General features: G+C 37.6%; 22 protein-coding genes and 1 tRNA gene. 9 read left to right on the forward strand and 14 right to left on the reverse strand.

Annotation, left to right across the window (positions count from 1 at the left end; translation table 11 throughout):
• The 3 genes from QUE35_RS00105 to QUE35_RS00115 form a co-directional block, all read right to left on the reverse strand.
• Complete coding sequence (locus tag QUE35_RS00105; RefSeq protein WP_022602533.1) at positions 1-1,260, reverse strand: TolC family protein; 1,260 nt, start codon at positions 1,258-1,260, stop codon at positions 1-3.
• 32 nt (positions 1,261-1,292) lie between these two features.
• Entirely contained in the window at positions 1,293-1,916 is a 624-nt protein-coding gene (locus QUE35_RS00110; RefSeq protein ID WP_009317273.1) for a TetR/AcrR family transcriptional regulator, read from the reverse strand.
• A 369-nt stretch (positions 1,917-2,285) separates the two neighbouring features.
• Positions 2,286-3,569, reverse strand: coding sequence for an O-acetylhomoserine aminocarboxypropyltransferase/cysteine synthase family protein (locus tag QUE35_RS00115; protein WP_022602534.1), 1,284 nt, complete (start codon positions 3,567-3,569; stop codon positions 2,286-2,288).
• Between the two features lie 286 nt (positions 3,570-3,855).
• Here QUE35_RS00115 and QUE35_RS00120 point away from each other — a divergent pair, with 286 nt between their 5' ends.
• The 5 genes from QUE35_RS00120 (at position 3,856) to QUE35_RS00140 (ending at position 9,176) form a co-directional block, all read left to right on the forward strand.
• Entirely contained in the window at positions 3,856-5,673 is a 1,818-nt protein-coding gene (locus tag QUE35_RS00120) for a glycoside hydrolase family 2 protein (RefSeq protein ID WP_009317271.1), read from the forward strand.
• 223 nt (positions 5,674-5,896) lie between these two features.
• A tRNA-Met gene (locus tag QUE35_RS00125) sits at positions 5,897-5,968 on the forward strand.
• Positions 5,969-6,264: 296 nt separating this feature from the next.
• Positions 6,265-7,011, forward strand: a complete 747-nt coding sequence (locus QUE35_RS00130; protein WP_022602537.1) for a hypothetical protein — start codon at positions 6,265-6,267, stop codon at positions 7,009-7,011.
• Between the two features lie 20 nt (positions 7,012-7,031).
• Complete coding sequence (locus tag QUE35_RS00135; protein WP_022602539.1) at positions 7,032-7,715, forward strand: hypothetical protein; 684 nt, start codon at positions 7,032-7,034, stop codon at positions 7,713-7,715.
• 12 nt (positions 7,716-7,727) lie between these two features.
• Positions 7,728-9,176, forward strand: a complete 1,449-nt coding sequence (locus tag QUE35_RS00140; protein ID WP_022602541.1) for an O-antigen ligase family protein — start codon at positions 7,728-7,730, stop codon at positions 9,174-9,176.
• Positions 9,177-9,303: 127 nt separating this feature from the next.
• On the opposite strand, the gene QUE35_RS00145 is transcribed toward QUE35_RS00140, so the two are convergent.
• The 8 genes from QUE35_RS00145 to QUE35_RS00180 all read right to left on the reverse strand — a co-directional run bounded on the left by QUE35_RS00145 (position 9,304) and on the right by QUE35_RS00180 (position 17,680).
• Positions 9,304-10,554, reverse strand: coding sequence for a multidrug effflux MFS transporter (locus QUE35_RS00145; RefSeq protein ID WP_009317270.1), 1,251 nt, complete (start codon positions 10,552-10,554; stop codon positions 9,304-9,306).
• Positions 10,555-10,948: 394 nt separating this feature from the next.
• Positions 10,949-11,407, reverse strand: coding sequence for a hydrogenase maturation protease (locus tag QUE35_RS00150; protein ID WP_009317269.1), 459 nt, complete (start codon positions 11,405-11,407; stop codon positions 10,949-10,951).
• Between the two features lie 151 nt (positions 11,408-11,558).
• Positions 11,559-12,353: a Ni/Fe-hydrogenase, b-type cytochrome subunit gene (gene cybH, locus QUE35_RS00155; protein ID WP_022602545.1), complete on the reverse strand. Its 795-nt coding sequence runs from the start codon at positions 12,351-12,353 to the stop codon at positions 11,559-11,561.
• A 14-nt stretch (positions 12,354-12,367) separates the two neighbouring features.
• A complete protein-coding gene (locus QUE35_RS00160; RefSeq protein ID WP_022602547.1) occupies positions 12,368-14,086 on the reverse strand; it encodes a nickel-dependent hydrogenase large subunit in 1,719 nt (572 codons plus the stop codon).
• Between the two features lie 12 nt (positions 14,087-14,098).
• Positions 14,099-15,283, reverse strand: a complete 1,185-nt coding sequence (locus tag QUE35_RS00165) for a hydrogenase small subunit (protein WP_022602548.1) — start codon at positions 15,281-15,283, stop codon at positions 14,099-14,101.
• A 15-nt stretch (positions 15,284-15,298) separates the two neighbouring features.
• On the reverse strand, positions 15,299-16,339 hold the full coding sequence (gene hypE / locus QUE35_RS00170; protein ID WP_022390247.1) for a hydrogenase expression/formation protein HypE: 1,041 nt from the start codon (positions 16,337-16,339) through the stop codon (positions 15,299-15,301).
• 11 nt (positions 16,340-16,350) lie between these two features.
• Positions 16,351-17,427: a hydrogenase formation protein HypD gene (gene hypD / locus QUE35_RS00175; RefSeq protein WP_022602551.1), complete on the reverse strand. Its 1,077-nt coding sequence runs from the start codon at positions 17,425-17,427 to the stop codon at positions 16,351-16,353.
• The gene (locus QUE35_RS00180; protein WP_009317263.1) at positions 17,417-17,680 is read right to left on the reverse strand and encodes a HypC/HybG/HupF family hydrogenase formation chaperone; all 264 of its coding nucleotides are present in this window, start codon (positions 17,678-17,680) and stop codon (positions 17,417-17,419) included. Before QUE35_RS00180 ends, hypD begins: the two co-directional genes overlap by 11 nt.
• Before the next feature lie 110 nt (positions 17,681-17,790).
• Between QUE35_RS00180 and hypF the strand changes: the two genes are divergently transcribed.
• From hypF to QUE35_RS00200, 4 genes are read left to right on the forward strand one after another with little or no spacing between them, the layout of a single operon-like run.
• Complete coding sequence (gene hypF, locus QUE35_RS00185; RefSeq protein WP_022602552.1) at positions 17,791-20,055, forward strand: carbamoyltransferase HypF; 2,265 nt, start codon at positions 17,791-17,793, stop codon at positions 20,053-20,055.
• A 4-nt stretch (positions 20,056-20,059) separates the two neighbouring features.
• Complete coding sequence (gene hypA, locus QUE35_RS00190) at positions 20,060-20,401, forward strand: hydrogenase maturation nickel metallochaperone HypA (protein ID WP_022602554.1); 342 nt, start codon at positions 20,060-20,062, stop codon at positions 20,399-20,401.
• A gap of 23 nt (positions 20,402-20,424) precedes the next feature.
• On the forward strand, positions 20,425-21,195 hold the full coding sequence (hypB, locus tag QUE35_RS00195; protein WP_022602557.1) for a hydrogenase nickel incorporation protein HypB: 771 nt from the start codon (positions 20,425-20,427) through the stop codon (positions 21,193-21,195).
• Complete coding sequence (locus tag QUE35_RS00200; RefSeq protein WP_022602559.1) at positions 21,192-21,797, forward strand: class I SAM-dependent methyltransferase; 606 nt, start codon at positions 21,192-21,194, stop codon at positions 21,795-21,797. The genes hypB and QUE35_RS00200 overlap by 4 nt, the downstream gene beginning before the upstream one ends.
• Positions 21,798-21,847: 50 nt before the next feature.
• Here the strand turns inward: QUE35_RS00200 and xpt are convergent, their stop codons facing one another.
• Genes xpt through QUE35_RS00215 form a run of 3 tightly spaced genes read right to left on the reverse strand, consistent with a single transcriptional unit; the run spans position 21,848 to position 23,557 of the window.
• Positions 21,848-22,414: a xanthine phosphoribosyltransferase gene (gene xpt / locus QUE35_RS00205; protein ID WP_022390241.1), complete on the reverse strand. Its 567-nt coding sequence runs from the start codon at positions 22,412-22,414 to the stop codon at positions 21,848-21,850.
• Positions 22,414-23,115 (reverse strand): Mpv17/PMP22 family protein, encoded by a 702-nt coding sequence (locus QUE35_RS00210; RefSeq protein ID WP_009317257.1) that lies wholly within the window; start codon positions 23,113-23,115, stop codon positions 22,414-22,416. Before QUE35_RS00210 ends, xpt begins: the two co-directional genes overlap by 1 nt.
• Before the next feature lie 16 nt (positions 23,116-23,131).
• On the reverse strand, positions 23,132-23,557 hold the full coding sequence (locus tag QUE35_RS00215; protein WP_022602561.1) for an ACT domain-containing protein: 426 nt from the start codon (positions 23,555-23,557) through the stop codon (positions 23,132-23,134).
• Between the last annotated feature and the right edge of the window lie 7 nt (positions 23,558-23,564).

Genomic DNA, 23,564 nt, shown 5'->3' on the forward strand with positions numbered 1-23,564 from the left:
TTAATTGTTTGTTGTATTTTTCAAATTATATATAGCCATTAAATATTGTATTTCATGTAAATATTTAGATTGTCTGGCTTGATCTGCCGCATTGATTTCCCGTAAAAGTTCGGTTACCGATAGTGTCCCGTTTTTCACTTTTATTTCAGCCGCCTTTTTTATGTTGTCACGTAATGAGATGATTTGATCATCTTCTTTCATAAGTTCTTTGATTTTTTTTATTTCGCTGTTTTCCTGAAGCATTTGCAGGCGAGTGTTGAATAAGAATGTTTCTTGTCCGATTTGATTATTCCGGATATTCGTATCGATGATTTTTTTCTCATTTTTTTTAGTATAAAGAGTCCCGAAGTTCCAAGATAACCGTACCCCTGCTATGTAGTAAGGTGTAAACTCATTTTTTAGCATGTCTAAGCCGGGATTTCCGTATGCACCTTGTATAAATAAACCTAATTTAGGCATATTCGAGGCTGATAGAATTTTTTTCTGGGATTCTAACAAAGTGTGTTGAGCCTTGAAAAGTTGTAGTTCGGGGCGCTTTATTTCATTACTGGAAAGCAATGTCGCAGTCGGTTTTTCCAGTGTTTTGCTGTCCGAAATATTTTCCCCGATCATTGCACCGAGCATCCGGAGGTAAGCATCTTGTCCGGTTTGTAATTCCGTATTGCGTTGTCTGGCGTTGATCTGCTCTACTTTCACGGCATCCAAGTCGCTTTGATTAGCAATACCATTTATCATGTACGACTCTATCTGTCTGTAGTTTCTTTCCAGCTCTTGCTGTAACAGTATGTTTTGTTTCAACTGTTCATCGATAAGAAGAATGCCGAAATAGAGTTGGTTGACTCTGTCGTTTAACTCGTACATTTCTACGTCTAATTTTTTATTCTCGACATCGGACGAGGCTTGAAGGTTGTTTTTTTGAGAGCGGATAGCACCTCCGTCCCAAATGACTTGATTTAATTCAACGGCAATTTTATATTGGTCTTTATTCAATTCCTTGATATTAAGATTCGGCAATTGAATAGGAATCTCCGTGACATCCGATTGATAGGTGGCTTGAGCTGAGAAAGAGAGTTGAGGCAGGTAACCTTTGTTTGCATTGGATAGATTGTATTCCCGCATTTGCTCTATCAATCCGTATTGTTTGATTTGCGGATAATTTTCTATCGCCTTTTTTTGACAACTTTCTAAAGATAGTTGTCCGTAACCGGAAAAAACCGGTAAGCAGGAAAAGAAAACACCTAAAATAAAAAAACGTTTCATAGGAATTGTTTTTGTTAGAACTTATAATTTATTTATGGACGAAGGCCGTTAGTGATAAGAGTGATTACTTCTTTTTTTCGAGTTTCTGCAACCTTTTCGAAGTCTCCGAGCTCTATTCCCGTTATATTGCAAAAAGATGGATAGACGAGAAATATGAAAGCATTCATGGATAGAATGTCGAGGAGCAAGGTAATCGGTTCTATCGGTCGTATTTCCCCGTTTTGAATAGCTTGTTTTCGTTCTTCTTCAAATTGCATATAGTAAGGTTTTGCTTTTTCTAATAGCAAACTTCTTAACCATTCGGTACGTTTAGGATCAGTGCCGAGTTCGTTCAAGATCATTCTCGGTAGTTTCGGATTTTGTTGTAAGATAGAAAAATGGATTTCTATAACTTGTCGTATTCTTTCGAGAAAAGAAACTTTTTGTTGACTTAATTCGAAAAGTTGAGGGATTATTTGTTCTAATTTTTTCTCAAAAATGCGGTTGAACAAGTTTTCTTTCGTACGGAAATAATAGTGTATCAGTGTTTGGTTACATCCTACAACTCGTGCGATTTCAGTTGTTGAAGTACGGTTAAAACCTTTGTCTAAAAAAAGCTGTTCGGCAACCTTTAATATTGATTGCTCCATGTCGTGATTAGTTTCGGTATTTGCCATCTCTATATTATTAATATATTTATTTAATCAATATATTTAATTACTATGTTTAATAATCTTATTAGGATATGCAAATGAAAATATAAATTTCAATTTGCGCAACGATTGAAAGTTTATTTTTGTTAAAAAAACTGATAATATTTTCTTATCGGAAAATTTAGAGCTCTTAAGAAATTACGTGATAATTAATTGCCAGAAAAAACAGCTTTAGAGATTAAATTTGCTTTTAAAGTGGAAAGAACTTGATTTGAAAAAATACGAATAGTAAAAAGATCTACGATACGATTTGTGTATCAAGCTTTTTACTATTCGTAATAATCGCAAGTTACACATTCCTGAAAAAAGAATATGTAAAATTTGTACAGGCTCTTAAAATTTAGCCAAAGCTTGTTCTATATCGGCAATTATGTCATTTACATCTTCAATACCGACTGATAAGCGAATCAGATCAGGAGCAACTCCTGCTTCGATCAATTGCTCGTCGGTAAGTTGACGATGGGTATGACTTGCCGGGTGAAGTACGCATGTGCGTGCATCTGCCACATGCGTTACGATACAAGCTAATTTTAAGTTGTCCATGAATTTTATAGCATCTTCACGGCTACCTTTCAAACCGAATGCAATTACTCCGCAAGAGCCGTTCGGCAAATATTTTTGTGCTAATTTATAATATTTACTGCTTTTTAATCCACAGTAGTTTACCCATGCGACTTTATCGTTAGCCTCAAGGTATTCGGCAACCTTTTGTGCATTTTGACAATGCCGGGGCACACGTAAATGTAAAGTCTCCAGTCCGAGATTTAGTAAAAATGCGTTTTGAGGAGATTGTATAGAACCTAAGTCACGCATTAGCTGGGCTGTGGCTTTAGTTATATAAGCCATTTTCCCGAAAGCTTTAGTATAAGTCAGTCCGTGGTACGATTCATCCGGTTGTGTCAGTCCCGGAAATTTATCTGCCTGAGCTTCCCAGTCGAAATTTCCGCTATCGACGATAACTCCTCCTACGCAGGTTGCGTGCCCGTCCATATATTTTGTTGTGGAATGAGTTATGATGTCAGCACCCCATTCGAATGGACGACAATTTATCGGAGTGGCAAAAGTATTGTCAACGATTAGGGGAACACCGTGTTTATGTGCAATTCGAGCAAACTTTTCAATATCGAGCACGTCTATGCTTGGGTTCGATATGGTTTCACCGAACAAGGCTTTGGTATTCGGGCGAAAAGCTTTGCTGATCTCCTCTTCACTGTCGTCGGCATTGACGAAAGTACATTCTATTCCTAATTTTTTTAGGGTTACGCCGAATAAGTTGTATGTTCCGCCGTATATGGTGGAAGAACATACGAAATGATCTCCGGCTTGGCATATATTGAAGATAGCATAAAAATTAGCCGCTTGTCCCGATGAAGTTAGCATGGCTCCGATACCCCCTTCTAAAGCTGCGATCTTTGCAGCTACGGCATCATTAGTAGGATTTTGTAATCGAGTATAAAAATAACCAGACTCTTCCAGATCGAACAATTTTGCCATTTGTTCACTGGTTTCATATTTGAATGTCGTGCTCTGATAAATCGGCAATACTCTCGGTTCTCCTTTTTTCGGATTCCACCCTCCTTGTACGCAAAGAGTTGCCTGGCTGAATTTTTTTTCCATATTTAAATTTACTTTATAATATTGGCAATGTTTATGTCGGGTACAAAAATAGAAATAATTATTGATGATAATGATGTGTGGAGGTGTATTGTAATATAAAATAAGAAAGCGTGGTTATAAATAAAATTATTTGTCCGATAAGAATCGATATATCTGTTCTTTAGAAAGAACTCTGTACAATTAATCTCGTTTTTTGCACCGATATTTCTATAAATTGAAAAAATATTTTTATTGTTGTCCTGGCATAAATCCTACCTTTGTGAAAACAAAAAATAATTGTTATATCATGAAAAAGACGTTTTTTATTTGTACGATCTTGGTTTGTATTTTTACGAATATTCGTGCTCAATGGAAACCCGTAGGAAATAGGATTGTAACACCTTGGACAGAAAAGGTGGATGTGACTTCGGTTTTACCGGAATATCCTCGTCCGATTATGGAACGAAATGAATGGAAAAACTTGAATGGACTATGGGAGTATGCTATAACGGATGTCGGAAAAAGTTGTCCGAAGCAGTTTGACGGGCAGATATTAGTCCCCTTTGCAGTCGAATCGGCTTTATCCGGTGTCGGGAAAGCTGTTGGAAAGGAGAAGGAATTATGGTATTGCCGAACGTTTAATATTCCTTCGTCTTGGAAAAATAAAAAAATCCTGCTTCATTTTGGTGCTGTAGATTGGAAAGCGGATGTTTGGGTAAATGGTATAAAGGTGGGTAATCATACAGGAGGATTCACCCCTTTTTCTTTTGATATAACCGCAGCTCTTGTAGCGAAAGGTGATAATCAGTTGATGGTGAAAGTTTGGGATCCTACGGATGATGGTTATCAACCGAGAGGAAAACAAGTAAAAAATCCCGGAGGTATTTATTATACCCCTGTTACGGGAATTTGGCAAACGGTATGGTTAGAGCCGGTGTCTGAGAAATATATAGAAAAATTGCGTATTACACCGGATATCGATAAGCATTTGCTAACTGTAGAAGTCGACCGGAATGTGGTTTCTGATGAAGATTTGATTGAGGTAAAAGTTTATGATGAATCTAAACTGATTGCGACTGCCCGAAGTATTAACCGAGAACCACTCGTTGTATCTATGCCTCAAGATAGTAAATTATGGAGTCCTGATTCTCCATTTTTATATACATTGAAAATATCTTTGAAGAATGGCGATAAAGTGTTAGATCGGGTTGATAGCTATGCAGCTATGCGTAAATATTCTGTCGGGCGTGATGCTGCAGGAATTGTTCGGCTGAGGCTAAATAATCAGCCCTTGTTCCAGTTCGGGCCATTGGATCAAGGTTGGTGGCCGGATGGACTATATACAGCTCCTACCGATGAAGCTTTGAAATACGATATTCAGAAAACGAAGGATATGGGTTTTAATATGATAAGAAAACATGTCAAAGTCGAACCTGCACGTTGGTATGCTTATTGCGATAAGTTGGGCATCATTGTCTGGCAGGATATGCCGAATGGCGATCGTGGACAACAATGGCAAAACCGCAGTTATTATGAAGGGCCTGAAATGTATCGTTCTTCCGAGTCTGAAGCATGTTATCGAAAAGAGTGGAAAGAGATTATCGATTATCTTTATTCTTATCCTTGTATTAGTACATGGGTACCGTTTAATGAAGCTTGGGGACAATTCAAAACGGTCGAGATTGCAGAATGGACAAAACGGTATGATCCTACACGTTTGGTAAATCCGGCGAGTGGAGGTAACCATTTTACCTGCGGAGATATGCTCGATTTGCATAATTATCCTACTCCTGATTTGTATTTGTATGATGCACAGAGGGCTACGGTTCTGGGTGAATATGGTGGAATAGGGCTTATTATAAAAGGTCATCTGTGGGAACCTGACCGTAATTGGGGATATATTCAGTTCAATTCTTCAAAAGAGGCGACAGACGAGTATTTAAAATATGCCGATCAATTATACGATTTGATTTTCAAAGGCTTTTCGGCGGCTGTTTATACTCAGACAACGGATGTAGAGGTTGAAGTCAACGGATTGATAACGTATGACCGTAGAGTAATCAAATTAGATGAAAAACGGGTGAACGAGATTAATAGTCGTATTTGTAAGTCTTTAAATAGATAAGCGGGTAGTTTCAAAATTGGACTTTTTAGAAAAAACTAAGGTTGATAGACCGAATAAACTCATGTAATAGTTATTCATAAATAATTACTGAGTCAGTTTGTCAGAATCTGCAAGATTATCCTAAAATAGTTCTTGCAGATTCTTTTTAATAGTTATGATTATAAAAAAGTCTTGAAAAATTTGTATCGTATGAAATTTTTTGTACCTTTGCAATCACAAATATCGCGGGGTGGAGCAGTGGTAGCTCGTTGGGCTCATAACCCAAAGGTCGTCAGTTCGAGTCTGGCTCCCGCAACAACATAACAAGTAAAAAGAGCCCGGCTTATTATAAGCCGGGCTCTTTTTACTTGTTATGTTTGCTTTTTTTCAGTCAGTTTATTTGTTTATAGTCATCTGCTATCCTTCTTGTAAAAAAAACAGATAAACATCACCGAATGACACCTATAAATTTTACCCGGGTAAAATTAAGACGAATTCTTTTGCTTCTTATAAAGTATACAAATAGGATAAATAAAAATAAATTTATATATATTAACTTTTTAGATAAGATAAAATATATATATTTGTATATACATTAAAATAGCAAGTAAAATGAAAACTGTAAAAATTACTTTATTTTTAGTTGGAATATTATTAGGTATTATTGCTTGCCAACAGGGGAGTGATTTAGATTTTGCAGAGAATTTAAAAACAAATGAGAAAAGTATCTTAGATTTAGGAGCACGAAGTAAATCTGAAATAGTTCGAGAATATATGCCTTTAGGGATGATCCCTAAGTGGGTTAAATTTCGTGTGTCTTCTGAAGAGTATGAATTATGGAAAGTTCTGAGCTCTAAATATGAAGTGGATTATTCTATTTTACTTACTGAGCTTACAGCTTCACAAAAACAACAGGTCGATTCTATTTTAATTTCTTGTGTACAAGATATAAGGTTGGGTAAAATAGAGGAATATGCAGGTCTTTTTACTTTTTGTAGATTAACAGAATCTGGCAATGAATCTTTGGAAATAGAAAGATTGAGTAACTCTGAAAGTGAAGGTCTTGAGTATCGTATAGCTGCAGGTACTATATATTCTTCACCATCGGTAGATGCACGAGTTGTTGCTAGTGTTAGATGTCGTGTTGATGTTGGCCGACAAGAAATTATAAGTGCAGAACATCCGATAATTTCTGTTGAAGGACGAGCTGCGGTATCTTTTCATGGAACTGGAGTTTCCAATGTCGCTACTAGACTTGTCATGGTTACTGTTAATGGAACATTTGTACATAAACTTAATAGTGGGGCTACTTCTTCTGTAAAAGTTAATAAAACTGTAAGATTAGGAGTTATTTTCTAAATTGTAAATTATATAGAAATATGAATAAAAATATTATTTTGAGTGTTTTTTTATTTTTATTTTTTGTCACTTTGCGTGCGCAAAAGGCTCAAGAGATACCTTTACAAGAATATTCGCCTGTAGGAGTTATTCCTGATTGGGTGGAAGAGAAAGTATCGGTAGAGGAATTCCAGTTATGGAAGACTATGAGCAGTGTATATCAAGTGGACTATAACTTTTTGAAACAAGAAATATCTTTTGATAAGAAGAAAAGTCTTTATGAAGATATTGTTAAACCGCTGTGCGCTGCTATTAAGAAGGGAGAATGTCAAAATGAAAAAGGCCAGCTATTTACTATAAATCTTTTTTCTAATAGAGACACAAGTGTGCATTGGGAACGAGAGATTTTATTTCGTATAAATGAACATATTCGTTTCTGTAAAGAAAAGTCTGTTATTTATCAAGCTAAAAATGCGGAAAAGACCGATCTGGAATGTTCAATATGGTACACATATGATACAATTAAAGAGGAATGTCACATTCTTAAATGTGATATTGTTTCTATAGCACCTTTTTCTAGTTTTAACCCTGTCCTAAATGTTTCTTATGAGAAAGAGTCAAAATGGATATCTGTTAATTATGTAGGATGTTTTTATTATTTAGATAAATTAAAGAATGAGCAATCTGTTTCACTGAGAGGAGATTTTGTGTTGAAGTTGGAATAATAGGATAATTTAATGCATATTGTTATTATTTTGTTCTTGCTCATAGGCCTTTATGAATTGGTTATTGGTCTAAGACAATTTGTGGGGATAATTTTTTATGATTGGTCATGCCAGAGTATTTGTGGAACATTTAATAATCAAGTTGTATATTCTATATTTATTGTATTGATTTTTCCTATTGCATGGTTTTGCTTTTTACAAATGAAATCTTTGCGGCGTGGTAATTTATTAAGACGTTTCATTTTTTTATTATCAACATTATATGTTTTCTTGGCTTTGTGTATACTTCCGTTTACTTTTAGTAGGACTTCTTGGATTGCAGGAATGATAAGTTGTGGTGTAATAGCTTATTATAGTATTATAAAATACTCTAGTCCTACTATTATTAAACGATATTTAATGATTTTTATTGGATGTATTATATCCCTTCTATGTAGCTATTTGTTTTATGGAATTAAAAAAGAATCAGCGGATGGTAGACTTTTAATTTGGAAAATCTCAACGTCTATTTTACAAGAGCATTTTATAAAAGGTGTGGGAAATGGTCGTTTCTCAAGTGTGTATGGAGAAGCTCAAGAACAGTATTTTAAAAATGGAAAAGGAAGTGAATATGAAAAATATATAGCAGGATCACCATCTTTTGCCTATAATGAGTATATACAAATTTTGATAGAGCAGGGTTTAGTCGGATTTTTGTTTTTTGTTTTTATTATAGTATATGCTTTTTATCATTTGATACAATCAGAATCCCAGTATAAAATTGCGTTTATAGGAGCTCTTATAAGTTTATTAATCGTTTCTTTTTTTTCTTATCCATTTCGAAATATATATACTTGTTTGCTGTCTGTTTGTGTGATATTTTTTTCTTTATTGTTTCCACATAAAAAATATGAAGAATATTTTACCATAAAACGAGGGGTTGTTTTTGCAATATTTTTTGTCACAGCAATTGATATATGTTATTCATTTGGGGTATTGGGTAATAAAAAAATGGCGTATAAGCAATGGAATGCATTAAAGCCTTATTTTTATGCTGGACAATTTAGTGAAATAACAAAAAATTATGCGGTATTGTATCCCTATTTAAAAACAGATGCAGCTTTTTTATTTGAATATGGTCAATGTTTATCGCAAATAAAACAATATGAGAAAAGTAATGATATATTGAAAGAAGGGTTGTTTTATAGCGGGGATCCGATGTTTTTAAATATAATAGGGAAGAATTACCAACAACAGGGATATTTTCAGTTAGCTGAAAATATGTTTTATAAAGCTTATTATCGAATTCCTCATAAAATATACCCGTTGTATTTGAGAATGAACTTGTATAAAGAACAATGTAGGAAAGAGGAAATGATTACTTTAGCTTATTATATTATGAACTTGAAAAATAAAGTTAATTCTGAAGAAACTATATATATAAAAGAGTTAGTGAAGAGAGAAATAGAGAATAATAATTGATTCGGATTTACAATAAATCTGATATTGGATTCTTTCTTTATCCTCATTCTAAAATGAGGATAAAGAAATATGAGGATTTTTTATTAAAGCTTTATCGTGGTTCTTGAATTTATATATGTAGCTATTTTTATTCCTTTTTCCCTTTAGAGTTAGAGGCAGATATGAACTGGACTGTCGGCTTTAGCTTTCTTTTGACGTTTATCCATAAGTGAGGATGTGTTTGTCTCAGGGCTATTATCGCACATCCTAAAGAACATGAAGAACACAAAAGAAATATTAGTCCTGTGGTCGGGAGAATATCTCCTATGCTGACAAGAGGGGACACGATACCGCCGAACGCAAACCCTGTAGCTCCAAATAGTGCAGAGGCTGTCCCTGAATTTTGTCGCTCACTGTCCATTGCCAAAGTCGTAGAAGCTGTAAAGGTAAGTCCCATAGTAAAGAGTAAGAAGAATAACAGCGTTTCATAAATAATGAAAGAACAATTATTGCTAAGAGCGATAAATTCGATTACTGAGAAAATGACCATTCCTATGCAACCAAAGAAAATGGCATGTTCGGGACTTTTAAATTTTATAGATAATGCTGCTGCTATTCCGATGGATAATGCGTTTATTCCAAAAAACAGACTGAATGTAAAGGCTGAGAAACCGTAGTGTTGTTGCATGATAAAAGGAGATGAAGATATGTTGGCGAATAATACCCCCATGGCGAATCCCATTTGGAGCACATAGAAAACATAACGACGATTATGTAGTATTTTCCCGAATCCCCATAATAATCCTTTGATATTCTCCTGTTTTCTGTTCGATTTAGGTAGAGATTCTTTAAAACGAAAATTTCCTATCAGAAGAATAATACCGATGATCAACAGTATTATAAAAATACCTTTCCAGCCGATAGAATCAGTTAGAAACCCGCCTAATACCGGAGAAGCAACCGGAGCTATACCGTTAATAGCTCCGATGATAGCCATGGCTTTTGCCAGATCTTGTCCCGAAAATTTATCGGTAGCTACTGACCGGGAAATGACAATACCTCCTGATCCTGCTATACCTTGCAATAAGCGGAAAGCAATGAAGCTTTCTATGTTCGGTGAGAAAATACAGAATACGGTTGAAACGATAAAAAGTAACATGGAAATAAGCAATAGCGGTCGTCGTCCGTATTTATCGCTTAACGGGCCGAAAAAAATCTGCCCGATCGCTAACCCGATCATACTTGATGTGAGTCCGAGTTGTACCATTGACGAATTTGTATCGAAATATCCTGTCATAGTCGGAAGGCTCGGTAAATACATATCGGTTACTAAGGGACCGAAAGCTGTAAGAGCTCCTAACAAAATCAATAAAAATGCTTTAGAATTATTCTCTTTCATATATTATCTCCTATTAATTAAAAACCATTGCAAAATTACCAAGAATGTTTTGTCTGTGAGGAGAATATGTTACTTGTGTTAACCTTTTTTTGTCAGAAATAACAAGATGTGGCTTTAACTTGTTTTTCTGTACAAAAGGTTATTAGAGGGGGATAAAAGCCGGAAGAATCGATCTTTCGGCTTGAAGATATTGAGATCCCAGAACCGGTCTATTTCTTGCAGGGTATATTTATTTTGTACGAACACCTTTTACGGATACAAGTTATTCGATATCGTTTGATATGAATGCGGATGGCTATATTATAATCAATCTGAAAATAGTTGAATGCAGTTTGGTGGATGGTAAAATTTACGATGCATTTAGTTTCTTCCTGTTTTTCCATGGCAGATCATTTCATGATTTTATTTGTTTGATTAATTCATGAATTTTATTGATAATTGCAGGAATTGCATCTTCGACTTTCGGAGATAATTGCATTCCTATTTCTCTGACTTCTTGAACCGATATTGCTAATAAATCGATTTCGGGAATTTGCTCTTGTAAAATCATGGCATCGATCATTTCTTTCAGGCCTATTTCATGAGCGCTTAGCAAAAGAGGATAGTCATGAGAATATTTAGGCTTTAAGTGGCGGATAGTACCTGCCGGACGGCTATCGAGAGTCGCATCTATTAATATCAGGTGTTTATACTGTTGTAAAGTACCGATTAAGAAGATACCGCCTGTGCCTCCGTCCAACAAATCGACCCCCAGCGGTAATTCTTCTTTTTCTAATCGGTTTATAACATGAATACCTATACCTTCATCTTTTAAAACCAGATTTCCTACGCCCAGAATAAGTATATCTTTCATTTTTCGGATTTTGTTAGAATCTGTTTATATTATTTGAGATGTAGCAAGTATGATTTTCAGTCATTTGAAAATCTTCATATTGCAACAGAGAAAGATCGTATTAAAAAAATATTCCCATAAAAATTTGGGCTCTTAAACAGTTTCTTGTTTTTTATCTAAGAGCCTGTCTGGATTTTTCTTTTATTTCGATTTCCTTCTTCAATAATTTTTCTTTCTCTTTTTTAAGAACGATCTTGTATTTTGTTCTTTGTTCGTCTTCATATTCTTTTACGAGATGTTCGTCTATAAATTTCCAGCCGCCGATGATCGATGATGCAATGCCGTTCCGTTCTATATAATCGTGGTAAAATACCAGATAAATATGAACAATGGCGAATAGGATAAACGCCCACATGAGAATATGATGTATGTCCCTTACCGGATAAAATCCTCCCATAATGATTAACAGTTTGCCGAAAAATGGAGCTAAAATACTGTCGGAGTCTACATAGAACATTGCCAGTCCGGTAACAGACTGTACGATCATTATGAGAAATAGTCCGAAATAAGTAAACGCGGCGAGACTGTTGTGCCCGATATCGTAAACCGGTTTGGGAGATAGTAACAGAACATCCACTTTGGTCGTTTCGAAGATTCCTCTCCATTGTTTTTTAGTCAAAGGTATGTAATTAGGCCACCTGGAAAATGTATTTCCGGCGAAGAACCAGTAAATGCGTACCAAAAAGTTGATTATAAAAATAAATGCGGCTATGAAATGTGTCAGTCGTACCCATCCGAACCAGTAATTAAATTCTGGTGCTGTCCCGTGCATTATCGCTGGAGGATCTCCTATAATGTAGCCGGTAATACATAATATCGTAATGGCGAATGCGTTTACCCAATGAAAAATTCTGACGGGTAACTGCCATACATATACTTCTCTTAGATGAGCTTTTTTACTGATCATGACTATTTGGTTTATTATAGAGTGTCGAACTGGTGTATATGTTTTCCTTCTTCGTCATATAGATGTACGGCACAAGCCATACACGGGTCAAAAGAATGAATGGTACGTATGATTTCCAATGGAGCTGAAGTATCATGTACGGGAGTTCCCAATAATGATTCTTCAAAAGAGGAGCGTTGTCCCTTTGTATCTCTTGGAGAGGCGTTCCATGTTGTCGGGACTACCATCTGATAGTTTTTTATTTGTTTATTTTCTATATTGACATAATGTGCTAACGATCCGCGAGGGGCTTCTGCCAGTCCGATTCCTTGAGCTTTTTGAGGCCAAGTAGAAGGTTCCCAATATATATTGTTGAACATTCGATAATCTCCCGATTTTATATTTTGCAACAATTGAATATAGAAATCCTGCATCCAGTCAGCCAATAGATTCGATTCCATAGCACGGGCCAGAGTCCGTCCGATAGTTGAATACATAGCTTCAAAGGGAACATTTAGTTGCTTTAAACAGCGATCTGTCAAATCTTTATAATCGTCTCGACCGGAAGCATACCCGACAATCATTCGAGCCAAAGGTCCGGTTTCCATAGGTCGGTTCTTATAGCGTGGGGTTTTTATCCAGCTATAAGGTTGAGAATTGTCCAGATATTGGTAGGGAGGGGTAGGACCGGTATAATCCAGATTCGTTTCTCCGATAGAAGGGTGCAGCCCGACTTCTTTACCTTCACTGTAACTGTACCATGAATTATTTACATATTCCTGAAGCCCATCCATTGCATAAGGATCGAAATCTTCGATATGGTGTAGATCTCGGTTTATGATGATTCCTCTCGGACTTTTGTAAGTACTTAGTTCCCCATAATTTCCCGTGGGATAGTCTCCGTATGAAATATAATTTCGCAATCCTCCTCCTATTTTTGTCCATTCGGGATAGTAGGATGCAATGGCAAGTACATCGGGCAAGTAAACTTGTCGGACGAAATTTTGAGTTGTTTGAATAATTTCGGCTACATAACTGAGGCGTTCCAGATTAATGGCATTGGGATCGTTGATATTGACCGCACACGCCATTCCCCCGACTAAATAATTGGGATGAGGATTTTTACCTCCGAAAATAGTTTGTACTTTTACTATGTCTTTTTGTACTTCCAGAGCTTCCAGATAGTGGGCTACTCCCAACAGATTAACCTCCGGAGGCAATTTGTACGCCGGATGTCCCCAGTATCCGTTTGCAAAGATTCCGAGTTTGCTGGATTCAACAAATTTTTTAATTTTCTTCTGTATGTCCGTAAAATAACCTATCGAACTTTTCGGCCATGCCGAGATGCTTTGAGCAATAGCAGATGTTTTTTTTGGATCTGCTTTGAGCGCTGAAACTACATCTACCCAGTCCAAAGCCTGTAATTGATAGAAATGAACTACATGATCTTGTTCTGTAAGTGCTATTTGCATGAGACTTCGTACACGTTCCGCATTCGGCGGAATAATGATTCCCAGCGCATTCTCTACAGCCCTGACCGAAGCCAGAGAATGTATAGACGTACATACTCCGCATACACGTCCTACATAAGCCCAGACTTCTCTCGGATCACGGTTTTGTGCAATAATTTCAATGCCGCGTACCATTGTACCGGTGGAAAAGGCATCTTTGATGATACCGTTCTCAATATCTGCTTCTATCCTTAAATGACCCTCGATTCTGGTAATCGGATCAACAACAACTCGTGTACTCATAGCTATGTCTTACTACAGTTTATCTGTTTCTTCTGTTTTTATTTTTTGTTCTATTTTCTCTTTTTCATTTTTCAGATGCGATTCTGTCTTGTCGAAATCCTCTTCATTTATACTCAGATCATCCATTTGATTTTTGATCAACTTGTGTTTTTGTATATTGGTAACTACTGCATGTGCCAGAACTCCGCCTAAAGCTACGGCACTTAATCCAGCTCCTATCTTGTCGGCTGTTGCTTCTATTCCTATACCGTGAACATAAGGTATGTGACTATATAATGGGCCGTAATCCCAGAAATTAGGTTCGGCACAACCGATGCAACCGTGTCCCGACTGGATCGGGTAACTGATGCTGTTGTTCCATTTGATTACAGCACAAGAGTTGAATGTATTGGGTCCTTTGCAGCCCATATAGTAGAGACAATAACCTTTTTTGGCGTTTTCATCATCGAACGATTGAACGAATAATCCTGCATCATAGGCTGGTCGGCGGTAACAAGTGTCATGTATTCGTCGTCCGTAAAATACAGACGGGCGTCCCATATTATCTAACTCGGGAAGTTTGTCGAATGTCAAGATATAAGTAATGACGCCTGCCATGACATCTGCAATAGGCGGACATCCCTGGACATTGATAATGGGCTTTCCCGAATATATTTTATGAACAGGTTCTGTTTTAGTCGGATTGGGATAGGCGTGTTGAATACACCCTGAAGATGCACAATTTCCCCATGCTATAATAGCCTCAGCTCCTGCAGCGCCTTCATCGAATATCGATTTGGCATCACGTCCTGCTATGGTACAATATCCGGGACTTCCTAAAGGAACTGAACCTTCTACGATCATGATATAATGTCCGTAATTATCTTTCATGGCCTGGTGACGAACTTCTTCGGCCTGTTCTCCGGCTGCAGCCATTAAGGTGTCGGAATAATCGAGAGAAATCATTTCTAATAGAATTTGGCCTACCAGAGGATGGGATGAACGCAAGAATGATTCGCTACAACAGGTACATTCTTGGAAGTGATACCACAAAACGGGTTTTCTCGGTTTGCTTTGCAGGGCATCTACGACTTGTGCTACTCCTGAACTTTGTAGTCCGAGCATAGCACCCATCATTCCGCAGAATTTGAGAAAGTCCCGGCGCGAATATCCTTTATCCATGAGTTCCTGATAAAAACTTTTTGCTTCCATATCCATATACTTATTTAATCTTCAACATATTCTGGGTAACTGCTCCCCCGATAGTCTGCCGATGATCCGTGAAGATCCGAGAGCCGTATTTAAATATACTTCTCCGGGTGTACCTTTTACTACTTCACCTATAATTTCAGCTTTACTTCCGTTCGGATCGTTTTTTATGATTTGTAGAGCGCTTTCGGCCTCTTCCGGGGGGAGAATAACCAGCAATACGCCTTCGTTAGCAACATAAAGCGGATCTAATCCGAGTAATTCACATGCAGATAGTACAGGCTCTTCGATGGGAATCTTTGATTCGTCGAGAGCTATACTGACTTGTGCCGTGTCGGCAATTTCGTTTAGTGTAGAGGCGATTCCCCCTCGTGTCGCATCTCGTAACATGTGGATATTGGGAATACCTGAGAGCAGATTCATTACCATGCTACGCAGTGCGACAGTATCACTTTTTATTTTAGACTCGAATCCGAGATTTTCACGAGTTGATAAAATGCAGACACCGTGCTCTCCGATAGGACCTGTGACTATGACAATATCTCCTTCGGTCACATTTTTAGGAGATATTCGGAGATTTTTCTGTATAGATCCGATACCGCTCGTGTTGATGAAAACTCCGTCACATTTACCTTTTTCTACCACTTTGGTATCTCCTGTGACAATCGTGATTCCGGCTTTTTCTGCTGCCTTGGCCATTGTCTTTACAATTTTTTTCAGATCTTCCAAAGGAAGACCTTCTTCCAGTATAAAACCCGCAGACAAATAAAGCGGAGTTGCACCACAGCATAAAAGGTCGTTTACTGTCCCGTTTACAGCAAGGTCACCAATGTTTCCTCCGGGAAAGAATAATGGAGAAACAACAAAAGAATCGGTCGTAAAAGCAATATGCTGAGACATTAGCGGTAATACTGTTCCATCATGTTGTTGTTGAAGAAACGGATTGCTGAATGCCGGATAAAATATTTCGTCGATCAGGGACTGAGTGAGTGTACCGCCACTTCCGTGACCGAGCAATACTCGATCATATCGTTGTTTAGGGATGGGACATTGTGCCGATTTCATTATTTTTTTGATTAAATGTTATAACGATAATAGGCTGCGCATGCACCTTCTGAGGAGACCATAGGAGCACCGAGCGGATGTTCGGGAGTACAGTAAATGCCGAACTGCTTACATTGCATAGGTGTTATTTTACCTTTCATAATATCTCCGGCCTGACATGATGACGCCTCTTTTTTATTATCGGTTTTTATATTAAAACGTTTTAAGGCATCGTATTGTTCATATTTGCTGCGTATTTGATAACCGCTTTTTTCGATCTCTCCTATACCTCTCCATTTTCGGTTACAAATCTCGAAAACTTCATCGATTTCTTGTCGTGCTTTAGGATTTCCATCATAGGCTACTATTCGTCTATACGCGTTTTTTACGGTATATTCTCGGTTTTCTAATAGATCAATGCAGGTGTATATTCCTAATAGTAAGTCGAGGGGTTCGAATCCGGTAACAGCGATAGATAGTTTCAAATGTTTTGCCAGTTTTTCATATTCGGATGTTCCGGTAATGGCGCATACATGACCGGCGGCAAGAATACCGTTTAGAGTACATTCTTTGTCTTGGGCGATAGTTGTTATGGCTTGAGGTACAGTAAATAGGGATGTCAATACCGAAAAATTCCTGATTTTTTTTCTATAAGCTTCGAGAATAGTAAGAGCATGTATCGGAGCTGTTGTTTCGAATCCTATTCCGAAAAAGACAATTTCATGTCCCGGATTTTCCGAAGCTATGCGTAACGCATCTAAAGGAGAATATACGATCCGTATATCCGCTCCTCGAGATTTGATTTCGAGTAAGTCGTGCCGAGAGCCTGGAACTCTGAGCATATCCCCGAATGAAGTAAAGATAACATTATTTTTTAATGCCAGTTGTATTGCAGTGTCGACAATGGAAACCGGAGTGACGCAAACAGGACATCCCGGGCCGTGTATCAGTTTTATTTCTTTAGGCAATAGCGGTTCTATGCGATAGCGGGCAAGAGCATGAGTTTGCCCTCCGCATATTTCCATAATATGCCATGAGTGACGGGTTATCTTATGTATGGCCTCTAATAATATTTTTGCTTTTTGGGGATTTCTGAATTCATTGAACATGGTCTTTCGGATTTATAGATTCATTATGACAGGCTATGATCTCGAAATCTTTTAAAGTTTCTTCCGCCTCTTTAATATCGATTGTTGTCAGTGCGACTCCTGCATGAGCAAGAACATATTCTCCTGGAGTAGCTTCTACCCATTCGATACAAATATTTTTGAGTATTCCTCCGAAATCTACGACAGCAGTTTTCAATCCTCCGTCTTCAGGGACTTCTACAGAGATTATTTTACCGGGAATTGCTAAACACATATATTTTGAAGTTTTAGAGACTGTTTAAATTTTACTCGGGTTAGTTTTGAGAATTTCCTTATGAACAAATTTTAATATGTTTTTGTTTATTCACAATCAAATATTAAAGAATGATTAGTCAGTATAATATACACATTAAAGGCTTGGTTCAGGGAGTAGGATTTCGTCCTTTTGTGTACCGTCTTGCCACTGATATGCACTTGCACGGTTATGTCGATAATCGTAACGATGGAGTGTTCGTAATGATACAAGCGACACCTTCTCAAAAAGATGATTTTGTCAAGGGGTTAACGACACATAAGCCGGATGTGGCAGAGATCGAGACTGTTACAGTTCTTGAAAAACCCGTATCAAAGCCTTTACCCGATTTTTTTATTGCTCCCAGTCGGGAGGTTGATAATCATATTACTCGTATAAGCCCGGATATTGCCGTGTGTGATGAGTGTTTGCAAGATTTAATCTCACAGCCGCATCGTATTCGGTATCCGTTTATCAATTGTACCCATTGCGGACCGCGCTTTTCAATAATAAATGCGCTCCCTTATGATCGACCGGGAACTACAATGTCGGTATTCCGGATGTGTCCGGAATGCGAAGCTGAATATACAGATGTTCGGGATCGCCGTTTTCATGCGCAGCCTATTGCTTGTAACCATTGCGGGCCACATTATCATTTGTTTATGAAGAATGGTTATGAAACTGTTGATTATGAAGAGATACTTTCTCGTATGGCGGCGGTTTTGCGACAAGGCGGAGTTGTTGCGTTGAAGGGTCTTGGAGGTTTCAATTTAATTTGCAATGCAGAAAATGAAAAAGCTATTTGTCGTTTACGGGAAATTAAAAAAAGATATAAAAAGCCGTTTGCAGTAATGTTTCCGGATGTTCCGACTTTAAGTCATTATCTGAATATTTTGCCTTTGGAAAAAGAGATTGTTTCTTCTTGGCGTCGTCCGATTGTTTTATTGGAAGAAAAACAAAAAATCGGCACAGGAATTAATGACGGTTATAAAACTGTAGGTGCTATGTTGCCCTATTTGCCTGTACATTATCATTTATTTGCTTCGTCCGAATTGAAAGCATTGGTGATGACAAGCGGTAATCGAGGGGATAATCCTATACTGACAGATAATGATGCAGCTTTATCCGATTTACTTAGAGAAGTAGATTTATTTGTAGAACACAATAGAGATATATCCAATCGGGTAGATGATTCGATTGTTCAAGTAGTAGGGTCACAGCCTCGAATAATTCGGCGTTCAAGAGGTTTTACCCCAGAACCGTTATCTTTAAAATTTGATACTGAGGGCATTTTGGCTTTTGGAGCAGAGCGAGTATCTATGTTTGCCTTAGGAAAAGATAAGGAGATTATTTTGAGCCAATATATAGGAGATTTAAAGAATCGGGAAACGTATCTTTTTTATCGGGAGGCTTTGGATAAATTCTGTCTTTTATTTCGATTCACTCCTCGATATTTGGTTTGTGATGCACATCCCGATTACTTCTCTACACAGTTGGCGTTGCAATTGGCACAACGTTTTCAGATTCCGCTGTTACGCGTGCAGCATCATCATGCTCATGCTGCGGCAGTAATGGCAGAATACGGTTTGACTGAGGATGTTATAGCTGTTTGTTTGGATGGGACAGGGTATGGAGATGATGGTTGCATCTGGGGTGGGGAGATCTTTCGTTGTAATCAGTCGGAATATAGAAGAATCGCTCATTTGCCTTATGTACCGTTACCCGGAGGAGATGCGGCAGCGAAATCACCGTGGAGAATGGCTGTCTCTTATTTGAAAAGCATATATGGTAGTAAGGCCGATTATCCGGAGACGTTCATCGAACGATTGGGCGAATCTCATATACGGCAGATTGAGATGCTTATAGAAAAAGGTGTCAATACGCCTCTGACATCGAGTGCCGGACGTTTGTTTGATGCCGTAGCTTCGCTTTTGGGAATTTGTGATGAAAATACTTATCAAGCTGAAGCTGCAGCACTGTTGGAACAAATAGCTGAGAATGGTATATCCCGTTGTTATCCGATAAATTCTGATAATCCGCTTGATCTCCGATCTCTTTTTGATGGAATTTTGAAGGATTACAGATTATCTGTACCTGTTTCGGAGATAGCATCGGTATTCCATAATACTTTATCTGCCATGTTATTAAATATTATTATTCAAAAAGTAAAAACTGAGAGATTGACGACTGTCGTACTTTCCGGCGGTGTTTTTCAGAACAAAAGGCTTACGAATTTGTTAATAAAACAGTTGGCGAACAGAAAGATATCCTACTATTTGTCATCGAGAATACCTTGTAATGATGGAGCAATTGCTGTTGGACAGCTCTATATTGCTGCTTTAAAAAAAAGAGGATAAAATTATGCATGAATTATCTATCGCTTTGAGCATTATTAATTTGGCGACAAAAGAGGCTGAAAAAAGCAATGCAACTCGAGTGAGTGAGCTGGAGTTGGAAATAGGAGAAATGGCCGGTGTCAATATCGAAGCTTTAGAATTTTCTATGAGTATCGCTATGCAGAATACTATATTGGAAGGAGCTAAAGTTCGTATTGTCGAAATAAGATCATTGGCAGTTTGTCGAGATTGTAAGACACGTTTCTCTCCTGTGTCTATGTTTGATCCGTGTCCTCGTTGCTATTCTCATGAGATAGAATTTTTGCGAGGACGGGAACTTAGACTTAAATCTCTGTTGATAGAGTAAATTGTAAACTAATAACATATATTATGTGTGAGACTTGTGGTTGTGATCATCTTATAGACGGGATAACTCATGAAGAAATGCATGCTTTGGGTATAGCTCATGAACATGAACGGCATCATTCTGAAAATCGTAATAGCAGAGAACATCTGGTTGAACAGAATATTCTTTCGGAAAATAATTTGATAGCTGCTCGGAATAGAGGATATTTTGAGGCTAAATCGGTATTTGTACTTAACATGGTCAGTTCTCCGGGTTCGGGAAAGACAACCTTATTGGAGAAGACTCTTTTTAATCTGAAATCGAGATTACCGATTGCTGTAATTGAAGGAGATCAGCAGACCGATAATGATGCGGATCGAATACGTAAGTTAGACATACCTTGTATACAGATCAATACTCAGAACGGATGTCATCTCGATGCTGCAATGATTCATCGTGCGGTGAAAAAAATGAACTTGCAAGATAATTCTTTACTGTTTATTGAGAATGTCGGTAATTTAGTCTGTCCTGCACTTTTTGATTTAGGCGAGAATAAACGAGTCGTATTAATAAGTGTTACTGAAGGAGATGATAAACCGTTAAAGTACCCCTATATGTTCGACAGTGCAGATATTTGCGTTATCAATAAAATCGATCTTTTACCTTATGTCGACAGTAAGATAGAGCGTATTCAAGATAATGCATTAAAAATAAATTCGAATCTTATATTTTTTGAACTGTCTGCAACTGTCGGAACGGGTATTGATCGATGGTGTGATTTTTTATGTGATCAAGTAAAAAAAATAAACGGATGAAGGTTAAAGCCGGTTTCTTTGATCAGTTGAGTGAACGGTGGGATGCTATCTGTTGTCACGACAAAATGAAACTCCGTTATTTGTTAAGCCGTGTTTCTATACAATCAGGAGATTCTGTTTTGGATGTGGGGACTGGAACTGGTGTTTTGATTCCTTATATCCGGGAGTTGAATCATGAGGGAGATATTCGGGCAATCGATATGTCTCCGGGAATGATAGCGGTAGCTTCACGTAAATATGGAGATGATTCTCATCTTTCTTTTCAGGTTGCAGATGCAGAATCAGATGATATTCCGGGACGCTATCATCAAATATTGCTTTATTCTGTATTTCCTCATTTAGAATTTAGAGAAGAGACTGTTTCTCGATTGGTTTCTCATAATTTAAAACCGGATGGAGTATTGCTTATTGCTCATTCTCAGAGCCGACAAGAGTTGAATCGGATGCACCGAATGCGGGATGATCGGGTTTCGGAGGATATGTTGACTGATGTACAGACCCAAAAACGAAAATTAGAACAAGTTGGTTTGCGTGTTTTGGAAGCTGTCGAGAATAGTGATTTTTATTATTTGATTATTACCTCGAAGGTAAAAAACGGATAGAGACTTATAAAATAGGGAATAATCAGAATTAGTTATTCCCTATTTTATTGTTATTCTATAATTATCTGGCAGTTCTCCAAACTTTTTATACGAGCGAGTGATTCTACATGAATACCCATTTCTCTCAATTGGTCTCCTCCGTGTTGAAATGTTTTTTCGATAATAAATCCCATTCCTGCCAATGTCGCACCTGATTGACGGATCAGGTCGATTAATCCGAAAGCTGCATTTCCGTATGCGAGGAAATCGTCGATGCATAATATTCGGTCTCCAGGTTTTAAATATTCTGCACTTATGCTTACCGGATATTCCCGGTCTTTTGTGAAAGAATGTACTATTGTGCTTAAGGCATGACGCATAGTTTTCGGCTCTTTTTTCTTTGCAAAAACAACAGGGAGTTGCATTGTGTAACCGGTCATGATTGCAGGTGCTATACCGCTGGCCTCGATAGTCAGTATCTTGTTAATTCGGTCGTTTGCAAATCGTCGGGCAAACTCTTCGGCAATAAGTTTCATTAACATAGGATCCATTTGATGGTTGATGAAACTATCGACTTTGAGAATGCCGCCTTCGTAACAAGTCCCGTCTTCTAATATTCGTTTTTTTAATATTTCCATTAGTTGTTGTTTTTTCTTGACATAACAGCGGCTATCGACAGAATAATTCCTAAAGCGACGCCTAAAAGTGCTGCAAATAAAACTTGATATTGCCCGGGTAATAAAAATGTTATGGTATGAGCCGGAATCCAAAAAAACGGAATCGTTTTCTTAAACACGAATCCCCATTGAACATTCCAGTTTAGAGACGAAAGAATTTTTCCCATGGGAAGAGGTTTTATCAATGCTGTTAATTTACCTCCGTATTGTAATATTTGAGTATCGGTTATTTTATGTAGGGTCATAAATACAGGCCCGAATGTCGTATTCATCATGACGCTGATAAAAAACGCACCGAATACTTTTTCCATTGACAAACTCTGCTTCATAGCATCGGGGACGCCTTCTATTCCGAAACTTTGGAGTAAATAGGGGACTCCTGAAGAAAACGTTTTCATTGCGACAGCAATCCACATTCCCAAAAATCCCCAAATGATGGCTCGAGGAAGAATTCCGAATCCGGGTTCGTTATATATTCCCTTTTTAATTCTTAGTCCGATGACTTCGCCTAATGTTGCGAGAATGGCGAATTTAAAAAATGCCATGATATACGGATGAGATCCATTATATTCCGTATATCCGTTATAAAAAGATTCCGAAATGAAAAAAGGCAAGAAACAGAGTATTATAATCCCTCCGAATAATAGGTCTTTCGTTTTCATTTTATTCCCGATAAGATTATAGCTCGATCAGTTCCTTTTCGGCAATACTATGTAGCCCATATTTTTTTATTGTCTCCAATGCTGCATGCTGGTTGCTTGTGCGTATAATAAGAAATGCATTGGTTTGTTTTGAAAAACAGTACATATATTCGATACTGATTGACTCCTTTGCAAAATATTTCAACTCTTTAGCGAATGTTCCGGCCATAGAATCGCACGTAAGAGCGATTACATCACTTGTATTTGCGCTGACGTTAGCCTCTTTGAGCAGTTTTATGGCATAGGCTGTATCAGAAGTTATCAATCGCAATATCCCGTATTCCGAAGTGTCGGCTACTGTGGCAGCAATAATACGGATATTAGCTTTACCTAAAATGTCGAGAATTTCGTTAAGCCGTCCCGATTTATTTTCGAGAAAAACCGAAAGTTGTTGTATGATCATATCTTTT

Source organism: Coprobacter fastidiosus, assembly GCF_030296935.1.
Taxonomy (GTDB): Bacteria; Bacteroidota; Bacteroidia; order Bacteroidales; family Coprobacteraceae; genus Coprobacter; species Coprobacter fastidiosus.